18 protein-coding genes and 1 tRNA gene are annotated in these 16,524 nt (G+C 68.8%); 7 read left to right on the top strand and 12 right to left on the bottom strand.

Annotation, left to right across the window (positions count from 1 at the left end):
- Nucleotides 1-95: 95 nt before the first annotated feature.
- From F5X71_RS03260 to F5X71_RS03240, 5 genes are all read right to left on the bottom strand, one after another.
- On the bottom strand, nucleotides 96-1,055 hold the full coding sequence (locus F5X71_RS03260; RefSeq protein WP_167460605.1) for an alpha/beta hydrolase: 960 nt from the start codon (nucleotides 1,053-1,055) through the stop codon (nucleotides 96-98).
- Between the two features lie 120 nt (nucleotides 1,056-1,175).
- Nucleotides 1,176-1,598 (bottom strand): HIT family protein, encoded by a 423-nt coding sequence (locus tag F5X71_RS03255; protein ID WP_167460604.1) that lies wholly within the window; start codon nucleotides 1,596-1,598, stop codon nucleotides 1,176-1,178.
- A 94-nt stretch (nucleotides 1,599-1,692) separates the two neighbouring features.
- Entirely contained in the window at nucleotides 1,693-3,114 is a 1,422-nt protein-coding gene (purB, locus tag F5X71_RS03250) for an adenylosuccinate lyase (protein WP_167460603.1), read from the bottom strand.
- Between the two features lie 83 nt (nucleotides 3,115-3,197).
- Nucleotides 3,198-3,836: a TetR/AcrR family transcriptional regulator gene (locus F5X71_RS03245; protein ID WP_167460602.1), complete on the bottom strand. Its 639-nt coding sequence runs from the start codon at nucleotides 3,834-3,836 to the stop codon at nucleotides 3,198-3,200.
- Nucleotides 3,837-3,964: 128 nt separating this feature from the next.
- Entirely contained in the window at nucleotides 3,965-5,128 is a 1,164-nt protein-coding gene (locus tag F5X71_RS03240) for a pyridoxal phosphate-dependent aminotransferase (RefSeq protein WP_167460601.1), read from the bottom strand.
- Between the two features lie 138 nt (nucleotides 5,129-5,266).
- Here F5X71_RS03240 and F5X71_RS03235 point away from each other — a divergent pair, with 138 nt between their 5' ends.
- Complete coding sequence (locus F5X71_RS03235) at nucleotides 5,267-6,256, top strand: M23 family metallopeptidase (protein WP_167460600.1); 990 nt, start codon at nucleotides 5,267-5,269, stop codon at nucleotides 6,254-6,256.
- A 43-nt stretch (nucleotides 6,257-6,299) separates the two neighbouring features.
- On the opposite strand, the gene purD is transcribed toward F5X71_RS03235, so the two are convergent.
- Entirely contained in the window at nucleotides 6,300-7,592 is a 1,293-nt protein-coding gene (gene purD / locus F5X71_RS03230) for a phosphoribosylamine--glycine ligase (RefSeq protein ID WP_167460599.1), read from the bottom strand.
- Between the two features lie 158 nt (nucleotides 7,593-7,750).
- On the opposite strand from purD, the gene F5X71_RS03225 reads away from it, so the two are divergent.
- Together F5X71_RS03225 and F5X71_RS03220 are read left to right on the top strand one after the other, a co-directional pair.
- The gene (locus F5X71_RS03225; RefSeq protein WP_167460598.1) at nucleotides 7,751-8,128 is read left to right on the top strand and encodes a PH domain-containing protein; all 378 of its coding nucleotides are present in this window, start codon (nucleotides 7,751-7,753) and stop codon (nucleotides 8,126-8,128) included.
- Between the two features lie 112 nt (nucleotides 8,129-8,240).
- Nucleotides 8,241-8,666 (top strand): HIT family protein, encoded by a 426-nt coding sequence (locus F5X71_RS03220; RefSeq protein WP_167460597.1) that lies wholly within the window; start codon nucleotides 8,241-8,243, stop codon nucleotides 8,664-8,666.
- A 307-nt stretch (nucleotides 8,667-8,973) separates the two neighbouring features.
- Here F5X71_RS03220 and F5X71_RS03215 read toward each other — a convergent pair whose 3' ends face one another.
- The 4 genes from F5X71_RS03215 to F5X71_RS03200 form a co-directional block, all read right to left on the bottom strand.
- A complete protein-coding gene (locus F5X71_RS03215) occupies nucleotides 8,974-9,315 on the bottom strand; it encodes a GNAT family N-acetyltransferase (RefSeq protein WP_167460596.1) in 342 nt (113 codons plus the stop codon).
- 249 nt (nucleotides 9,316-9,564) lie between these two features.
- A tRNA-Thr gene (locus tag F5X71_RS03210) sits at nucleotides 9,565-9,639 on the bottom strand.
- A 120-nt stretch (nucleotides 9,640-9,759) separates the two neighbouring features.
- Nucleotides 9,760-10,002, bottom strand: coding sequence for an MbtH family protein (locus F5X71_RS03205; RefSeq protein ID WP_011207082.1), 243 nt, complete (start codon nucleotides 10,000-10,002; stop codon nucleotides 9,760-9,762).
- A gap of 172 nt (nucleotides 10,003-10,174) precedes the next feature.
- Nucleotides 10,175-11,008, bottom strand: a complete 834-nt coding sequence (locus F5X71_RS03200) for an alpha/beta fold hydrolase (RefSeq protein WP_167460595.1) — start codon at nucleotides 11,006-11,008, stop codon at nucleotides 10,175-10,177.
- 166 nt (nucleotides 11,009-11,174) lie between these two features.
- Here F5X71_RS03200 and F5X71_RS03195 point away from each other — a divergent pair, with 166 nt between their 5' ends.
- The 4 genes from F5X71_RS03195 to F5X71_RS03180 all read left to right on the top strand — a co-directional run bounded on the left by F5X71_RS03195 (nucleotide 11,175) and on the right by F5X71_RS03180 (nucleotide 15,257).
- On the top strand, nucleotides 11,175-11,345 hold the full coding sequence (locus F5X71_RS03195) for a hypothetical protein (protein ID WP_014981427.1): 171 nt from the start codon (nucleotides 11,175-11,177) through the stop codon (nucleotides 11,343-11,345).
- 89 nt (nucleotides 11,346-11,434) lie between these two features.
- A complete protein-coding gene (locus tag F5X71_RS03190; RefSeq protein ID WP_167466170.1) occupies nucleotides 11,435-12,988 on the top strand; it encodes an alpha,alpha-trehalose-phosphate synthase (UDP-forming) in 1,554 nt (517 codons plus the stop codon).
- Nucleotides 12,989-13,056: 68 nt separating this feature from the next.
- On the top strand, nucleotides 13,057-13,794 hold the full coding sequence (locus F5X71_RS03185; RefSeq protein WP_167466168.1) for a response regulator transcription factor: 738 nt from the start codon (nucleotides 13,057-13,059) through the stop codon (nucleotides 13,792-13,794).
- Nucleotides 13,791-15,257 carry a sensor histidine kinase gene (locus tag F5X71_RS03180; protein ID WP_167460594.1) on the top strand — a complete coding sequence of 489 codons (1,467 nt, stop codon included), beginning with the start codon at nucleotides 13,791-13,793 and terminating at the stop codon, nucleotides 15,255-15,257. Before F5X71_RS03185 ends, F5X71_RS03180 begins: the two co-directional genes overlap by 4 nt.
- On the opposite strand, the gene F5X71_RS03175 is transcribed toward F5X71_RS03180, so the two are convergent.
- Nucleotides 15,244-15,729: a h domain protein gene (locus tag F5X71_RS03175; RefSeq protein ID WP_342803756.1), complete on the bottom strand. Its 486-nt coding sequence runs from the start codon at nucleotides 15,727-15,729 to the stop codon at nucleotides 15,244-15,246. The genes F5X71_RS03180 and F5X71_RS03175 overlap by 14 nt on opposite strands.
- Nucleotides 15,726-16,496, bottom strand: coding sequence for a hypothetical protein (locus tag F5X71_RS03170; protein ID WP_167460593.1), 771 nt, complete (start codon nucleotides 16,494-16,496; stop codon nucleotides 15,726-15,728). The genes F5X71_RS03175 and F5X71_RS03170 overlap by 4 nt, the downstream gene beginning before the upstream one ends.
- Nucleotides 16,497-16,524 lie beyond the last annotated feature (28 nt).

Genomic DNA, 16,524 nt, shown 5'->3' with positions numbered 1-16,524 from the left:
CGATCCACGTCGTCAAGGGCGAGCCACACCTTCGGCGGTGATCCGGTGCGGGCGGCCGGCACCGAGTCGAACCCGTTGTCTCGCAGCAGAACCGGTCAGGCGCCGATGGCGGGTGCGATGGTCGGCCACGACGCGTGCAGGGTGTCCTGCCAGTACGACCACGAGTGGGTTCCGGTGGGGCTGTAGTCGACCCGGGCCGGAATTCCCAACGCGCGCAAGCGTTGCTCGAACGCGATCACACAGGTGTTCGCGCCGACCTCGACCGGGCCACCGAGGAAAATGTTCTCCGCGAGTTGCGGTTTGATCTCCAGCTCGTGCGGGCCGGGGATACCGGTGCCGGAGGAGAGGTAGATCGTCTTGCCGCGCAGGTGCTCCGCCAGCAGCGCCGGATCGTGTTCGGCCCACGCCGGGCTGCCGGGCGGGCCCCACATGTTCAGCGGATTCCCGCCGCGGTTGGCGATCGAGAACATCACAGCGCCCATCGCCAAACCCGTATCGGGGCAGGCGCTGTACCCCGCGACCGCGCGATACAGCCACGGCTTGCGGGCGGCGAGGATGAAGGCCGCGTTACCGCCCATCGAGAGCCCGCCGATCGCGTTGACGCCGTTGCCGTGGAACGCCGTATCGATCAGCGGCGGCAGCTCCTCGGTCAGGAACGTCTCCCACCGGTAGCGGCCGAAGCGGGGGTCGTCCTGCTGCCAGTCGGTGTAGTAGCTGGCTTGACCGCCGACCGGCAGCACTACGTTGACCCGCGAGCCCGCGAAGAAGCGCTCGGCGTCGGTGGCGTTGGTCCAGGTGCTCTGGGTCGTGCCGGGATCGAGACCGTCCAGCAGGTAGTAGGTCGGGCGGGCGCCGCCGCCGGCCGGATGCAGCACCTGCACCTGAATGGTGCGGCTCATCGCGGGGGAATCGATGAACAGCGCCGAACGGGTGGGGGTCAGCCGGTCGATGCGCACGATCTGCGCCGCCGCCGCTCTCGTGGAGCCGACCAAGGCGGGTACCGCCAGGCCCAGCGCCAAGGTCAGCACTGCCACAGCAACCGATGTTCGCCGCACGTCCCCACCTCCATCACCGCAAGACAATGACCTTCAAGGTATCCCACGGCACGACGAGACGGAAGCGATCTTGGTTCGAGCGTCTATTCAGCAAACTGCCCAGTATGTAAGCCGGGCGGCTCAGCGTTCGAGCGCCCCGCGGATCGACCCGGCCAGGTAGTCCAGATCGGCCCGCGGCGGACTGGTCGGGCGGCCGCGCAATCCGAAACCGTCCTCCAGGGTCCGCGGGATCACGTGCAGGTGCACGTGGAACACCTCCTGCCCCGCCGTAACCCCGTCGGCCAGAAAGAAATTCACCCCGTCGCAGCCGACCTCGCTGGCCCGCAACGCGGCCGCCACCCGCTGCCCCACCTGAAACAGCTTGCCGCCCACCACCGGATCCAGCTCGGCCAGACTCCGCGCCGCCACCTTCGGCACCACCAGCACGTGCCCCGGCGTCATCGGCCGAATATCCATGAACGCCAACACATCATCGTCCTCGAACACCCGACTCGCCGGCGCCCGCCCAGCCACAATGTCCCCAAATATCGTGTACGGATCCACCGCAGCACCCTAACCCCGCGACGAATCGGCCATCGTCGGGCAGTCGGGTGCCGCGCTCCCGCAGGCGCTGACGCCTAGGACATCGGGGGTGGGGCTAGAGGATCGGGGAGGGGGCGTACTGGGCGGCTGCGGGGTTGGCGTCGACCAGTTTTTGGACGGCGGCGATGACGTCGGAGACCTGGGCCTCGGCGGCGCCGATGAAGGCGGACTTGTCGGCCAGGGCGGCGTCGAGGGCGGCGCGGTCGAGCGGGAGACGCTCGTCGGCGGCCAGACGGTCGAGCAGGTCGGGTTCGCGGCCCTGCTCGCGCATGGCGAGGGCGACGGCGACGGCGTGCTCCTTGATGACCTCGTGCGCGGTCTCGCGGCCGACGCCGGTACGGACGGCCGCCATGAGAATCCGCGTGGTCGCGAGGAACGGCAGGTAGCGGTCGAGTTCGCGGGCGACCACGGCCGGGTACGCGCCGAACTCGGTGAGCACGGTGAGGAAGGTCTCCATCATGCCGTCGATCGCGAAGAACGCGTCGGGCAGCGCGACGCGGCGCACCACCGAACAGAACACGTCGCCTTCGTTCCACTGCGCGCCGGCCAGTTCGGCGGCCATCGACGCGTACCCGCGCAACACCACCTGCAGGCCGTTCACGCGTTCACACGAGCGGGTGTTCATCTTGTGCGGCATCGCCGAACTGCCCACCTGGCCCGGCTGGAACCCCTCGGTCACCAGCTCGTGCCCGGCCATCAGCCGAATGGTGTGCGCGAACGACGACGGACCCGCACCCACCTGGACCAGCGCGGAGAGCACGTCGTGATCGAGCGAGCGCGGATACACCTGGCCGACGCTGGTGAGTACGTTCGCGAAGCCCAGATGCCGTGCGACCTGCTGCTCCAATCGGGACAGCTTCGCCGGGTCGCCGCCGAGCAGGTCGAGCATGTCCTGGGCGGTGCCCATCGGCCCCTTGATCCCGCGCAGCGGATACCGGTCGATCAGCTCGCGCACCCGGGTGAGGGCGATGAGCAGCTCGTCGGCGGCCGAGGCGAATCGCTTGCCCAGCGTCGTGGCCTGCGCGGCGACGTTGTGCGAGCGTCCCGCCATCACCAGCGTCTGGTATTCGGCGGCCCGCTCGGCCAGCCGGGCCGCGACCGCGACGCCGTGGGCGTACACGTGCTCGAGCGAGAGCCGGATCTGCAGCTGCTCCACGTTCTCGGTGAGGTCGCGGCTGGTCATGCCCTTGTGCACGTGCTCGTGCCCGGCCAGCGCGTTGAACTCCTCGATGCGCGCCTTCACGTCGTGGCGGGTGACCCGCTCCCGTTCGGCGATCGAGGCCAGATCGACCTGCTCGAGCACGCGCTCGTAGTCCGCGAGAACGCCTGCGGGAAGCTCGATTCCGAGTTCGGACTGCGCCCGCAGCACCTCCAGCCAGAGCCGCCGCTCGAGCACGATCTTGTGTTCGGGCGACCACAGCCGCACCAGTTCGGGGCTGGCGTATCGGGTAGCAAGGACGTTAGGGACGAGGCTCACGACTGCGCCTCGCTAACGCTCGGCTCCGTCGCGCCGCCGGGCGCTGTGTCTATGGTTCCCTCGCTACGCTCGCTCACGTCACGTCAGTCTAATGTGCGGAAACGGTCCGCTTGCTGGGGCGTCGCCGGAGCGACGATGTCGATCACCTCGAGCAGGGCCCCGCGCGCCATTCGACGGGGTTCGGGGTCGAGTTCGGTGAGCGCCGCGACGACGGCGCCGTCCACCACCGCGACCAGCCTGCGTAGTTGCTCGGGCCGGACCAGCCGGTCGGAGCGGCGCAGCACGTCGGCGAGCAACTCGTCGAGCTGGGCACGCAACCGCAACTGGACCTCGCGCAGTTCGGGGTGCCGGGCCGAGGCGACCGAACGCTCATAGCGGGCGATCAGCTGCCCGCGCGCGCCCTCGTCGTGCCCGTCGGCGCCGACCAGCAGATCGAGCACCAGATCGACGGTCGCCTCGGCGCCGCGGCGGCGGTGGCTCACCTCGCCGACCCGGCGGCGCATGGCGTCGAGTTCCACGTTGCCGCTGAACTCGACCGCGCGCGCGATCAGATCTTCCAGCGATTCGAAGTAGTAGGTGGTCGACGCCAACGGAAGGTCGGCACGGGTCGCGACCGAACGGTGCCGCACTGCCTCGAATCCGCCTTCGAGCAACAACTCGGCGGCCGCGGCTACCAAAGCCTGGCGACGCCGTTCGCCTTTCGGGGTCGTCGCGGTGATCACCGTGCCATCGTGCCAGTCGTCATCAGTTCTTCCAGGGGAAATCAGCGAGGAAAAGCAACCATCGATGTTTTACCGCATCCGCGCGGTCACGGTGCCGAACTGCGGAAAGTTGTTGCCGTACAAGATGATCAAACAGCGAGATAGCGCCCTAGACGCAGCAGCGCAGCCTCGATGTCCGCGGTGGCGCCCGCGAAGGAGAACCGAACTGTCCGGTTTCCGTGCACCGTGTCGAAGTCGAGGCCCGGTGCCAGCGCTACCCCGGTGTGCTCGAGCACGTCGGCACACCAGCCGCGGGCGTCGTCGGTGAGGTGACCGATGTCGGCGTAGGCGTAGAACGCGCCGTCGGCAGGCGCCAGATCGGTGATGCCCAGCGTCGGCAGTCCGTCCAACAGCAACTGCCGGTTGATCGCGTACCGGCGCACGTGACCGTCGAGCTCGGCCTTGGCTTCCGCGCCGAACGCGTGCAGCGCCGCGTACTGCGAGATCGCCGGCGGGCACACGGTCAGGTTGGAGGCCAGCCGCTGCAGCGCCGGGCGCAATCCGGCCGGGGCGAGCATCCAGCCGAGCCGCCAGCCCGTCATCGAGAAGTACTTGGACACCGACCCGATGACGATCGCTTCGCGCGAGGTCTCCCATGCCGACGAGGTCGCGGTGTCCGCGCCCGCATAGGTGATGCCGTGATAGATCTCGTCGGAGATGAGCAGGGTCCCGCGCTCCTCGCACCAGCGCGCCAACGCGGCGAGTTCGGCGGGCGCGATCATGGTGCCGGTCGGGTTCGCCGGACTCGCGACGACCAGCCCCGCCGGCGGTTCGGGCAAGGCCTCCAGCATGGCGACGGTCGGTTGGAACCGGGTTTCCGCGCCGCAGTCCAGTTCCACCACGCGACAGCCGAGCGCGGTGAGGGTGTTGCGGTAGGCCGGATAGCCGGGCCTGGCCACCACCACGGTGTCGCCCGGATCGAAGGCGGCCAGGAAGATCAGGGAGAACGCGCCCGACGATCCGGTGGTGACCACGACCTCGTCCGGGTCGACGGGGTAGCCGTAGATCTCGGTGTGGTGCGCGGCGATCACCTCGCGCAACGGGAGGATGCCGAAGGTCTCGGTGTAGCCGAGCAGTTCGGATTCGATCGCGGCGCCCGTCGCGCGCAGCACCGGCGCCGGCGCGGGCGTCGAGGGCTGTCCAGCGGCGAGCACCAGCACGTCGCCGTGCGTTCTGGCCCGTTGCGCCGCAGCTTTCCAGACATCCATCACGTAGAAAGGTGGAATGGTCGACCGGCGAGATTCTCTGGACACCCGCAAGACGGTAGACGGTGTCCCCCGACGGCAGCGCGCGGCTGCCGCGCTTTCGTCTCGTCGCGCAGACTCCGCCGTAACCCGCCCCTGCGTGTTGCGGTCCTGCGCGCGGCCGCGACCAGGGTTATGGTCGCTCTGATGCTCGAGAATGCGCGACGAGCCGGCCGCGACCGGGTGCGCGGAGCGGGCGGCATCGTGGTCATTCCGCCGGATTGGCGTGCCCGGATGCGGGATAAGCCCGGCCAGGGCGGCCGCGCGCTGCTCGATCGCGTGCGCCGAAGCGAACTGCTGCGACACCGCCCCGACCCGCGGGAACTGTGGCGACGCCGGGCCGAGTTGCCCGAGCTGTGGGCGCGGCGCCGTCCCGACCCGGACAAGCTGCGCGCCCTGCTGCGCAAGCATCGCGTGCTGCTCACCGGGCTCGTGGTCACCGCCGTGTTCGCCGCGGGGGACACCGCCTACACCGGCACGATCACCGACCGGGTGCCCGAGGCGGACCACGTCCAGCGCGTGGCCGTGGCCTACCCGCTACAGATGCAGACCACCCCACCCTCGGTGCGCCGCTACCTCAACGCCATCGCCAACGGTGAACGCCTGCGCGAGCAGGCGGTGGTGGCGGCCGCCGCGCGCGCCACCCTGGAACGTGCCAAGGCCGAGGCCGCCGCAGCGGCGGCCGGTGAATACCAACCGTGGATGGCGGGCGGCACCACCCCGAGGCCCGGCGCGGTACTGCCCGGCATCGGCGGCTTCGTCATGCCCGCGCGCGGGGTGTTCACCTCCGGATTCGGTTCGCGCTGGGGCACCTTCCACAACGGCATCGACATCGCGGGTCCGATCGGCACCCCGATCTACGCGGTCGCCAACGGCACGGTCATCGACGCGGGCCCGGCCGAAGGATTCGGGCTGTGGGTACGCATCCGGCACGACGACGGCTCGATCACCGTGTACGGCCACATGTACGACTTCTTCGTCTCCCGAGGCGAGCGCGTCCCCGCGGGTATGCAGATCGCCCGCATGGGCAACCGCGGCGACTCGACCGGTCCGCACCTGCACTTCGAGGTGATCGTCGGCGGGCAGCACGTCGATCCGCGCCAGTGGCTGGCCACGCACGGGCTCAATTTCGGCTGAGCCAGCGGCGGCCGGTTCCGCGCGGACCGACCGCGCGTCCGGCTTATTTCGCGGCGGCGCGGTCGGGCACCGTGATGCGGTTCTCCACCGCGGCGAGGCCGATATCGGTGCGGTAGTGGCTGCCGGGCAGCTTGATCGAGGTGATGCGCGCGTAGGCGTTGGCGCGTGCCTCGGCGAGATCGGCGCCGACGCCGACCACGTTGAGCACCCGCCCGCCCGCCGAGATCAGCGCGCCGTCCTCCCGCAACGCGGTGCCCGCGTGCAGCACCGCCGCCGTGTCGTCGGGGGCGCCCTCGCCTGCCCCGGAGATCACATCGCCGATGCGCGGGCGGCCAGGGTAGTTCTCGGCCGCGACGACCACGGTGATCGCCGAACCTGCGCGCCAGCGCGGCGGCGCGACCTGGGCCAGCGTGCCGGTGGCGGTGGCATTCAGCAGTTCCGCGAGCGGGCTTTCCAGCAGGGCGAGCACCGCCTGGGTCTCGGGATCGCCGAAGCGGCAGTTGAATTCGACGACGGCGGGCCCGGCGGCCCCCATCGCCAGACCGGCGTACAGCAGCCCGGAGAATCCGCTGTCCCGGCGAACCAGTTCGGCGGCAACGGGTTTCACGACATCCTCGACGATCGCCGTGACCGCGTCCACGGCCAGCCACGGCAGCGGGGTGTAGGCGCCCATGCCGCCGGTGTTCGGGCCGGTGTCGCCGTCACCGACCCGCTTGTGGTCCTGCGCAGGCAGCAGCGGCACCACGGTCTCGCCGTCGACCAGGCAGAACAGCGAAACCTCCGGACCGTCCAGGAACGATTCCAGCAGCACCGGATGTCCCTGCTCGAGCAGTTCGGCGCCGTGATCGCGGGCCGCCGACCGATCGGCGGTGACCACGACACCCTTGCCCGCGGCGAGGCCGTCGTCCTTCACCACCCAGATCGGGCCGAAGCGGTCCAGCGCGGCATCGAGGTCGGCGGGATTGTCCACGATCTCGCTGTGCGCGGTGCGCACCCCGGCCGCCGCCATCACGTCCTTGGCGAAGGCCTTGGAGCCCTCGATCCGCGCGGCCGCCGCCGACGGGCCGAAGCAGGCGATGCCCGCCGCCCGGACCGCGTCGGCCACACCGAGCACCAGCGGCACCTCGGGACCGATCACCACCAGGTCGGCCTCGATGTCGGTGGCCAGCGCAACCACGGCCTCCGCCGAGCACGGATCGACCGGCCTGAGCTCCGCGTGCTGCGCGATGCCCGCGTTGCCCGGCGCGGCGACGAGCGCCGTCACCGCGGGGTCCCTGCGCAGCGCAAGGACGAGGGCATGTTCACGGGCTCCGGAACCGATGACGAGTACGCGCACGGCAGACAGCTTAGGTGAAGCCGCAGCAGGCCACGCCTCGGCTCATGAACGGCAGGCGACCATCGAATATCGGGTTCGCGACGCGCATCATGGAAAGGGACGGTTCCGGCATACCGCCGCGAGCCTGCCACACCCGGATCACGCGGAGGATGACGACGATGGGCTTGATCGACGGAATCATGGGCAACGCCGGGCGGATCGATCCCGGTCGGGCACAACAGGAATACGCGAAGCTGATGGGCGAGGGGGAACAGGTCTACGCGGCCTACCTGTTGGTCCGCGACGCCATCCTGTTCACCAACCGCCGCCTGATCCTGGTCGACAAGCAGGGCATGACCGGACGCAAAGTGAGCTATCACAGCATTCCCTACCGGGCGATCACGCACTTCGCGGTGGAGACCGCGGGCACCTTCGACCTCGATGCCGAGCTCGCCATCTGGATCTCCGGCAATCCCGATCCGGTGCAGAAGCGGTTCAACCGCCAGGTCGACATCTACGAGGTGCAGGGCATCCTGTCGCATTTCGTGTCGGTGTAGTCCGCACCGGCCCCGGGCCAGCCCCTGATGAGTCCCATCCGGTGCCTCCGCGGTCCAGCTCGCCGCGGAGGCATCCGGCCGGACCTGTCCGACAGGGCCTAGTCTGCGCTGTATGGCTTCTGTCTTCAGCGCGATCATCGCCGGTCAGCTTCCAGGTCGATTCGTCTGGGAGGACGACGAATTCGTCGGCTTCCTCACCATTGCCCCGGTCACGCCAGGGCACACCCTCGTGGTGCCCCGCAACGAGATCGATCAGTGGCAGGACGTCGACACCGAGACGTTCGCCCGATTGACCGGCGTCGCCCAGAAGATCGGGCAGGCGGTGCGGCAGGCCTGGGACGCCCCGCGCGCCGGCCTGCTCATCGCCGGACTGGAGGTGCCGCACCTGCATGTCCACGTCTTCCCGGCGTTCACCATGGGCGACTTCGACATCTCCGGCGCGGACACCAATCCGTCGCCCGAATCCTTGGACGACGCCCAGACCAGGATCAAGCAGGCGCTGCGCGACCTCGGCTACGGAGCGAACGTCCCCGACTGAGCACGCCGCACCCGATGCGCGAGCCCAGGGCGGCCCGACACCGAACCAGGTTGTCCGGCCGCCCTTTTCGCTGTCCCCAGCTCCGCGCGCGGCGGCCACAACGGCAACCCGTACCCCTCCGGCATCCGCTCCAACTCATCACAGATGTCATTGACCAACTGACTCGTACTGGGCCGCATCCCTTCCCCTCCGTCCACAAACCATCAACCCCAACCGCCCCCACAACTACCACCCCCCACCGACAACTCCCGCCACCGGCGGGCGCCCGGCCCACCGGCAACGCATGGCTACCTGCGTTACTCCGCTATCAGCCGATACCGAAGGCCGCCAACGCCGTTGACATCTTCATGACCAGACGGCCAGGTGTGTTGCCGACGGGTACGAAGTTGTACTTCCGATAGAAGTCGAACGCCGACTCATCGATCGCGTCGACAACGATCAGCCGCCCGCCCGACACCTGTGCGGCTCCCATCAGCTTCGAGATGGCGTCGACCAGCAGATCTGCCCCATATCCCTGACCGTGCAGGGATACATCGAGGGCGAACTTGGCCAGCAGGAAGGCAGGCACCGTCCGCATTCCAGCCGCCAGCTTGCCCGGAATGCCGTCCTCGGCGCGATTGACCGACGTCGGCGCGATCGTCCTTGCCACAGTCGAACCGCGACACATCGTATTCCTCGGTGAGGCCGGTCGAAATCGGTGTCACCGGCGCACGAACCTTCGGCCTCGGGCCACCGCCTTGGCCAGCTCCCGCCTAAAAGAAATCCCTGGCCTGCTGTTCATGCAGGTCAGGGACGCTTGAGCCCCTGTCAGGATTGAACTGATGACCTTTCGCTTACACAAACGACAGGGCCTCTACACACGAACGAGCGCACCGACACCGACACCGACGCGCTCGACTGGAGCCCCCTGTCAGGATTGAACTGACGACCTTTCGCTTACAAGGCGAGTGCTCTACCACTGAGCTAAGGAGGCGGGTCCGCTCGAAAGCGGTTGTCATCATAACCGGGCACGCCGTCCGCGCGACACCGGCATTGCGGTGTCACGCAGACGGCGATCGTTCAAATGTCCCGGCGCAGTATCAGATACCGCGGATCAGGACTGGGCGCCCTGGCGGGCCGCATCGTCGGCGGCCATCGCGTCACGCAGGCTCTTCGGACGCATGTCCGTCCAGTTCTTCTCGACGTACTCGACGCAGGCGGCTCGGCTGTCCTCACCGAACACAACACGCCATCCGGCCGGGACCTCCGCGAAGGCGGGCCACAGGGAGTGCTGCTCTTCGTCGTTGACCAGGACGAAGAAGCGGCCGTCTTCGTCATCGAAGGGGTTGGTGCTCAATTTCACCTCACTGGATACTGGCGCTATGTACGGGACCGCTCGTGGTTCACCCCGGCACAGGCCCGATGAACCGAGGTTCCACGGACGTCCGCACCGTTAGAGTCCCGAGCGTAGTTTCGACACTAGCAAGGCTGACGTTACGCCTGGGGGGGTTACCTCTGGCAGGCAGAACTCAGCTCGCGAAAAAATCGAGCAGGATCTTGTTGACCGTTTCCGGCCGCTCCAAGTAGCCGAAGTGGCCCGCATCGGGGACTTCTTGGTACCGGGCACCGGGGATCACGTCGGCAATCTCCCTGGACAGGTAGGGCGGGATCATCCGGTCGTCGGCGAAACCGACCGCCAGGCACGGCACCGTGATCGCGCGGTAGGCCTGCACCCGGTCGAAGTCGTGGTCCATCCGGCGCTGGGCCCGGATGCCCGGGGTCACCGGACCGCCGGTGAACTCGAACAGGTCGAGCCAGTCGCGGGCGGCGTTCGGTTCGGCCATCGTCGCGGGCGAGAGGTTCATCACCGCGGTCACCGCGGCCTCGTATTTCGCGGGCAGCCGCACCCCGCCGGCGTCGAGTTCGTGCTCGCCGAGCGAGAGGGTCTTCTGGAACTGGTCGAGCCGCCCGTGGCCTGCCATGAAGACGGCCTTGCGCACGAGTTCGGGCCGGGCGAGCGCCAACTCCTGGGCCACCCGCGCGCCCATCGAGGTGCCGACGACCAGTGCCGGGCCCTCGTCCAGTAGCTCGATCAGCCCGGCGGTGTCGGCGACGAGCTGATCGATGGTCATGCCGTCGGCCGCCTCGTAGGTGGGGGCGATGCCGCGGTTGTCGAAGGTGCACACCCGGTATCCGGCGGCGACGAGTGCGGGCACCTGGTGCAGCTCCCACACCCGCCCTGGGCTGCCGGTGCCCATGATCATGACCACAAGCGGCCCCGACCCCTTGACATCGGTACCCCGCGCACGGTCACCTTTGACCTGGTAGTTGAGGGAAATTCCGTTCACCGTGGCCAGCGGCATGTCGACCCTTTCGTGGAGTTGCTGCTGTCCCCCACGGTATAGGGGCGAGCGGAGGCGGCACACCCGGCCGTGGGCCGGTGTGACGCGGGTACCACCCGCACCTGGCGGCGCCAGATACCATTGACTATTCGCACGTACGAGCGTAGTGAACCGGGAGGACTTGAAGATGGCCGCGAAGGGCAGCGCGAACGACATCGCGGACGACGATCTGGAACCACTGGCCGACGAGACCGCGCGACAGGCTCAGCGCGTCGTCGCCGCCTACGCGGAGGACGCCGACGAATGCCGGATGCTGCTGTCGATGCTCGGCATCGGTCCCAGCTCCCGGGTCGAATAGCCCCGTTCTACTTCGACGCCAACGGCGACGTCGAGCCACCCAGAACTTGTGGGACCCAGCGACGCGCAAAGGATGCGTGAGTGCACCAGATGACTTCGTCCGACGGCTCCGAACCCGCCCTAGACACCGCAGACGACAACTCGAAAGCCCAGCTCGGCCCGGCCGAATCCGGTTCGGGTTTCGTGGTTGTCGCCAATCGGCTTCCGGTCGACCTGGAACGGCTGCCGGACGGGACGAGCCGGTGGAAACGTAGCCCCGGCGGGCTGGTCACCGCGCTGGAACCGGTGTTACGCAACAACAAAGGCGCGTGGGTCGGCTGGGCGGGGGTGCCGGACGCGGAGGTCGATCCGATCATCGAGGACGGCCTGGAACTGCATCCGGTCCCGCTCTCGGCCGAGGAGGTCGCCGACTACTACGAGGGCTTCTCCAACGGCACGCTCTGGCCGCTGTATCACGATGTGATCGTGCGGCCGGTCTACGACCGCAAGTGGTGGGCCGCCTACGTCACGGTGAACCGGCGCTTCGCCGAGGCCACCGCCAAGGTGGCCGCGGAGGGCGCCACCGTCTGGGTGCAGGACTACCAGTTGCAGCTGGTGCCGAAGATGCTGCGCATGCTGCGGCCCGACCTGACCATCGGTTTCTTCCTGCATATCCCGTTCCCGCCGGTCGAGCTGTTCATGCAGATGCCGTGGCGCACCGAGATCGTGGAGGGTCTGCTCGGCGCGGACCTGATCGGTTTCCATCTGCCCGGCGGCGCCCAGAACTTCCTGTATCTGGCGCGCAGGCTGGCGGGTCAACCGACCTCGCGCGGCACCGTCGGCGTGCGCTCCAAGCTGGGCGTCGTGCAGGTCGGTTTCCGCACGGTGCGGGTTGGCGCGTTCCCGATCTCGATCTCCTCGGCCGAGCTCGACGAGCATTCCCGGCGCCGTTCGATCCGCGAGCGGGCCGCGAAAATCCGTGCCGAGCTAGGCAATCCGAAGACCATCCTGCTCGGTGTCGACCGGCTGGACTACACCAAGGGCATCGACATCCGGCTCAACGCGCTGGAGGAGCTGCTGCTCGAGCAGCGGATCGATCCGGCGGAGACGGTGATGGTGCAGCTGGCCACGCCGAGCCGTGAGCGCGTCGAGAGCTACATCCAGATGCGCGGTGACATCGAGCGCCAGGTCGGCCGGATCAACGGCGAGTTCGCCAGGGTCGGCTACCCGGTGGTGCACTACCTGCACCGGCCCATCCCCCGCGACGAGCTGATCGCCTTCTTCGTGGCGGCCGACGTCATGCTGGTCACGCCGCTGCGCGACGGCATGAACCTGGTCGCCAAGGAGTACGTCGCCTGCCACAGCGGGCTCAACGGCGCGCTGGTGCTCAGCGAATTCACCGGCGCGGCAGCCGAATTGCGCCAGGCCTACCTGTGCAATCCGCACGACCTGGACAGCGTGAAGGACGCCATCGTTTCCGCGGTCGAGGACGACCGCGACACCAAGCGCCGCCGGATGCGTTCGCTGCGCCGTCAGGTGCTCGCGCACGACGTGGACCGCTGGGCTCGCGCCTTCCTCGAGGCCCTGGCCCAGGACCAGGTCGCGGGCAGCGCGCTGCTCTCCGACGACGACGTCTATCCGGAGGAACGCCAACCCACCCGCTGATCTCGTTCACAGGAATCGCCCAGGTTTGGTCCAGCAACTTCGCAGGAGGATGACGGACCATGAAGCCTATGAGTGGTGCGCCCGCGCAGCAGGCACCCGAGGCCAGGGTGCTGGTGGTCGACGACGAGCCGATGATCGTCGAGCTGCTCGCCGTCAGCCTGCGCTACCAGGGCTTCGAGGTGGACACGGCGGCCGACGGCGCGCAGACGCTGGACAAGGCGCGCACCTTCCGACCGCAGGCGCTGATCGTCGACGTGATGATGCCGGGCATGGACGGGTTCGGCCTGTTGCGCAGGCTGCGCGCCGACGGCATCGACGCCCCCGTGCTGTTCCTGACCGCCCGCGACGAGATGCAGGACAAGATCACCGGACTCACCCTCGGCGCCGACGACTACGTCACCAAGCCATTCAGTTTGGAGGAGGTCGTCGCGCGGCTGCGGGTGATCCTGCGCCGGGCCGGGCACACCGCCCCCCAGCGCGAGAACTCCCGGCTCCGGTTCGAGGACATCGAGCTCGACGACGACACGCACGAGGTGTGGAAGGCGGGCGAACCGGTCGCGTTGTCGCCCACCGAATTCACGCTGCTGCGCTACTTCATGGTCAACGCGGGCACCGTGCTGAGCAAGCCGCGCATCCTGGATCACGTGTGGCGCTACGACTTCGGCGGTGAGGTCGGCGTGGTCGAGACCTATGTGTCGTATCTGCGCAAGAAGGTCGACACCGGCTCCGAGCGGCTCATCCACACCTTGCGCGGCGTCGGCTACGTGATGCGCGCACCGAGCCGCAGCCGGTCGGCCGGGAAATGAGCCGGGGGCGGATCGGCACGATTCGCGCCAAGGCCACCGCCGCGCTCTCGGCGGTCCCGCTACGGGTGACCCTGATGGTGGTGCTGGTGCTGACCGCGGGACTGGGCCTGCTCATCTCGGGCACGATGGTCACCTCCGGGCTGGAGCAGTCGCTGACCAACCGCACCGACCAGCAGCTGCGCGAGGGCGTGCTCGAGTGGTCGCGCCGGGCACGGATGCCACCGCCGCCGGTGCTGCCGCCGGACCCGAGGCACGCGCCGAGCCAGTTCTTCGTGCGTTCCACCAGCATCGATGGCCGGACGTTCTTCGTCAGGGCGTTCGGTATCGACGGCGAACCCGCGCTGCCGCAGGATCCGAGCGACGGCCCGAGCACCGTGGGCTCGGCCGGTGGTGGTCCGGTCCAATGGCGCACGCTGACCCTGCGCGCGCCCGACGGCACCACGACCGTGGCGCTGCCGCTCACCCAGAACAACGACACCGTGCATCGGCTGGTGGTGCTGCAACTGGTGGTCGGGCTGACCGTGCTCGCCGCGCTGGCGCTGGTCGCGTACTTCGTCATCCGGCGCAGCCTGCGCCCGCTGCGCCGGGTGGAGAACACCGCGGCCGCCATCGCCCGCGGTGACCTGTATCGGCGAGTTCCGGTGCGCGGCACCAACACCGAGGTCGACAGTCTGTCCCGGTCGCTGAACGGCATGCTCGCGCAGATCCAGCAGGCCTTCGCCAAGACCGAGGCCTCCGAGGCGGCCGCGCGGCACTCCGAGGCGAAGATGCGCCAGTTCATCGCCGACGCCAGCCACGAACTGCGCACCCCGCTCACCACCATTCGCGGCTTCGCCGAGCTCTACCGGCAGGGCGCGACGGCCGAGCCCGACCTGTTCATGGACCGCATCGAACGGGAATCGCAGCGAATGGGCCTGCTGGTCGAGGACCTGCTCATGCTGGCCAGACTGGACGCGCAACGCCCGCTGGAACAGGGTGTGGTGGATCTGCTCGCGGTGGCAAGCGATGCCGTGCACGGCGCCCGCGCGCTGGCCGCCGCGGCCGATCCGGCGGGCCCGGGGCGGCGCATCGAGCTCGAAATCCAGTCCGGCGAGGGCACTCTGGAGGTCGTCGGGGACGCGGCGCGGCTGCGGCAGGTGCTGGCGAATCTGCTCAACAACGCGCTCACGCACACCCCGGCGGAGGCGGCGATCGCGGTCCGGCTCACCCCGACCGCCGACGACATCGTGCTCGAGGTCGCCGACACGGGCCCCGGCCTGCCGCCCGAGGAGGCCGAGCACATCTTCGAACGCTTCTACCGCATCGACGGTTCGCGCACCCGCAGCAGCGGCGGCACCGGCCTCGGGCTGTCCATCGTGCAGGCACTGGTCACCGCGCACGGCGGCACGGTGCGCGTGCAGAGCGCCGAAGGCATCGGCACCACGTTCACGGTGCGGCTGCCGCGCGGTCTCAGACCGGCGTGACCTGGTCGACCAGCCAGCGGTCGCCGTTCTTCTGCACCGTCGCCTTGACCCGGCTACCGGTGGTCGTGCCCTGCGGCGAATCCTTGCTGGTGGTCACCTGATTGAGGAACAGCAGCACGACCACCTCGGACCTGTCCGCCGAGACGACGCCGGCCGCCTGCGTGGTGGCGTGCACCGTGAGCTGCTTCTCCTTGGCGCCGGGAGCGATCGCCTGGGTGATCAGCTTCAGATAGTCGTCGCGGAACTTCGGCGAGAGATTGTCGGCCGCCTTGGGCAGCTCCTTGTCCACCGTTTGATAGTCGTAGGTGAACATCGCCGACACCGATCGATCGGCGGCGGCGACCGCGTCCTCGCGCGCCCGCTCCGCCTGGTCGTCGTTCCAGATCCGGAATCCGTTGACGCCGAGCACGATCAGTGCCACGACGGCGATCAGAGCGGATCCGATCAGCAGGATCTTGCCACGCATACTCATCCGACGAACTCCACCTTGGACGCGGTCAACCCGGCATCACCGCGGCTCACGGTGATCCGGAAGCGGTAGAGCCGCGTCTGCGGCCCCTCCTGGCCCGCGTTGGTCAACGTCTGTTTGACCGCCACCAGCACCTGCGCCGAATCCACGTCGTCGCTTTCCAGCGCGGCCTCGACGACCTCACCGTTGGAGACGATCTTGGCTTGCTGCACGACATTCAGGAACGGGTCGACCCGACCATCGAATTCGCTCTTGAACTGACCCGAGGCCACCGCGAGTATCCGATCGATGTCCTGTTTGGCCGAGTCGGCCCGGATGGTGGTCAGATTCAGGGCGGCCTGGCGCGCGGTCTGCACGAACTCGGTGCGCCGCTCGTCACGCGCATCGATCGAACGGACCTTGACCACCGACAGTCCGGCGCCGACCACCAGCGCGAGCACCAGAAGTGCCGCGGCCGCCCAGGCGAGCACGCGCCCAACGCCGATGCCGGATCTCGGCTCGGCCGCGTCCACCGGCGGCACGCCGAACTCGACCGCGCTGACCTTCGGCTCGGTGATCACGGCGGCGGCTTCGACGCTCGCCGCCTTGCCGAGCGCGACCGGCTCAGCGGCGGTCGCCTTGTCGAGCGCGACCGGCGCGGGGTCCGCCGTCGTTCCGGCCTCGACCGGCACCGCGGTCACACCGGACGTCACCGATTCCGCGGCAGGCGGACCCACCGAGCGCACCGCACGCCGCCGCGCGCGCTGCCGATCTCCGTTGCCATCACTCATGATTGGACCTCACCGATGTTCGGCTCCG

This window comes from Nocardia brasiliensis (genome assembly GCF_011801125.1).
Taxonomy (GTDB): Bacteria; Actinomycetota; Actinomycetes; order Mycobacteriales; family Mycobacteriaceae; genus Nocardia; species Nocardia brasiliensis_C.
Note: the sequence above shows the minus strand (reverse complement) of the source record. Positions and strands in the feature narration are given on the sequence as shown.

What these genes read in the sequence shown, in the direction of transcription:
- F5X71_RS03235 (WP_167460600.1), top strand. Translation starts at nt 5,267, where the DNA reads ATGCTCGAGAATGCGCGACGAGCCGGCCGCGACCGGGTGCGCGGAGCG.
- F5X71_RS03225 (WP_167460598.1), top strand. Translation starts at nt 7,751, where the DNA reads ATGGGCTTGATCGACGGAATCATGGGCAACGCCGGGCGGATCGATCCC.
- F5X71_RS03220 (WP_167460597.1), top strand. Translation starts at nt 8,241, where the DNA reads ATGGCTTCTGTCTTCAGCGCGATCATCGCCGGTCAGCTTCCAGGTCGA.
- F5X71_RS03200 (WP_167460595.1), bottom strand. Translation starts at nt 11,008, where the DNA reads ATGCCGCTGGCCACGGTGAACGGAATTTCCCTCAACTACCAGGTCAAA.
- F5X71_RS03195 (WP_014981427.1), top strand. Translation starts at nt 11,175, where the DNA reads ATGGCCGCGAAGGGCAGCGCGAACGACATCGCGGACGACGATCTGGAA.
- F5X71_RS03190 (WP_167466170.1), top strand. Translation starts at nt 11,435, where the DNA reads ATGACTTCGTCCGACGGCTCCGAACCCGCCCTAGACACCGCAGACGAC.
- F5X71_RS03185 (WP_167466168.1), top strand. Translation starts at nt 13,057, where the DNA reads ATGAGTGGTGCGCCCGCGCAGCAGGCACCCGAGGCCAGGGTGCTGGTG.
- F5X71_RS03180 (WP_167460594.1), top strand. Translation starts at nt 13,791, where the DNA reads ATGAGCCGGGGGCGGATCGGCACGATTCGCGCCAAGGCCACCGCCGCG.
- F5X71_RS03175 (WP_342803756.1), bottom strand. Translation starts at nt 15,729, where the DNA reads ATGAGTATGCGTGGCAAGATCCTGCTGATCGGATCCGCTCTGATCGCC.
- F5X71_RS03170 (WP_167460593.1), bottom strand. Translation starts at nt 16,496, where the DNA reads ATGAGTGATGGCAACGGAGATCGGCAGCGCGCGCGGCGGCGTGCGGTG.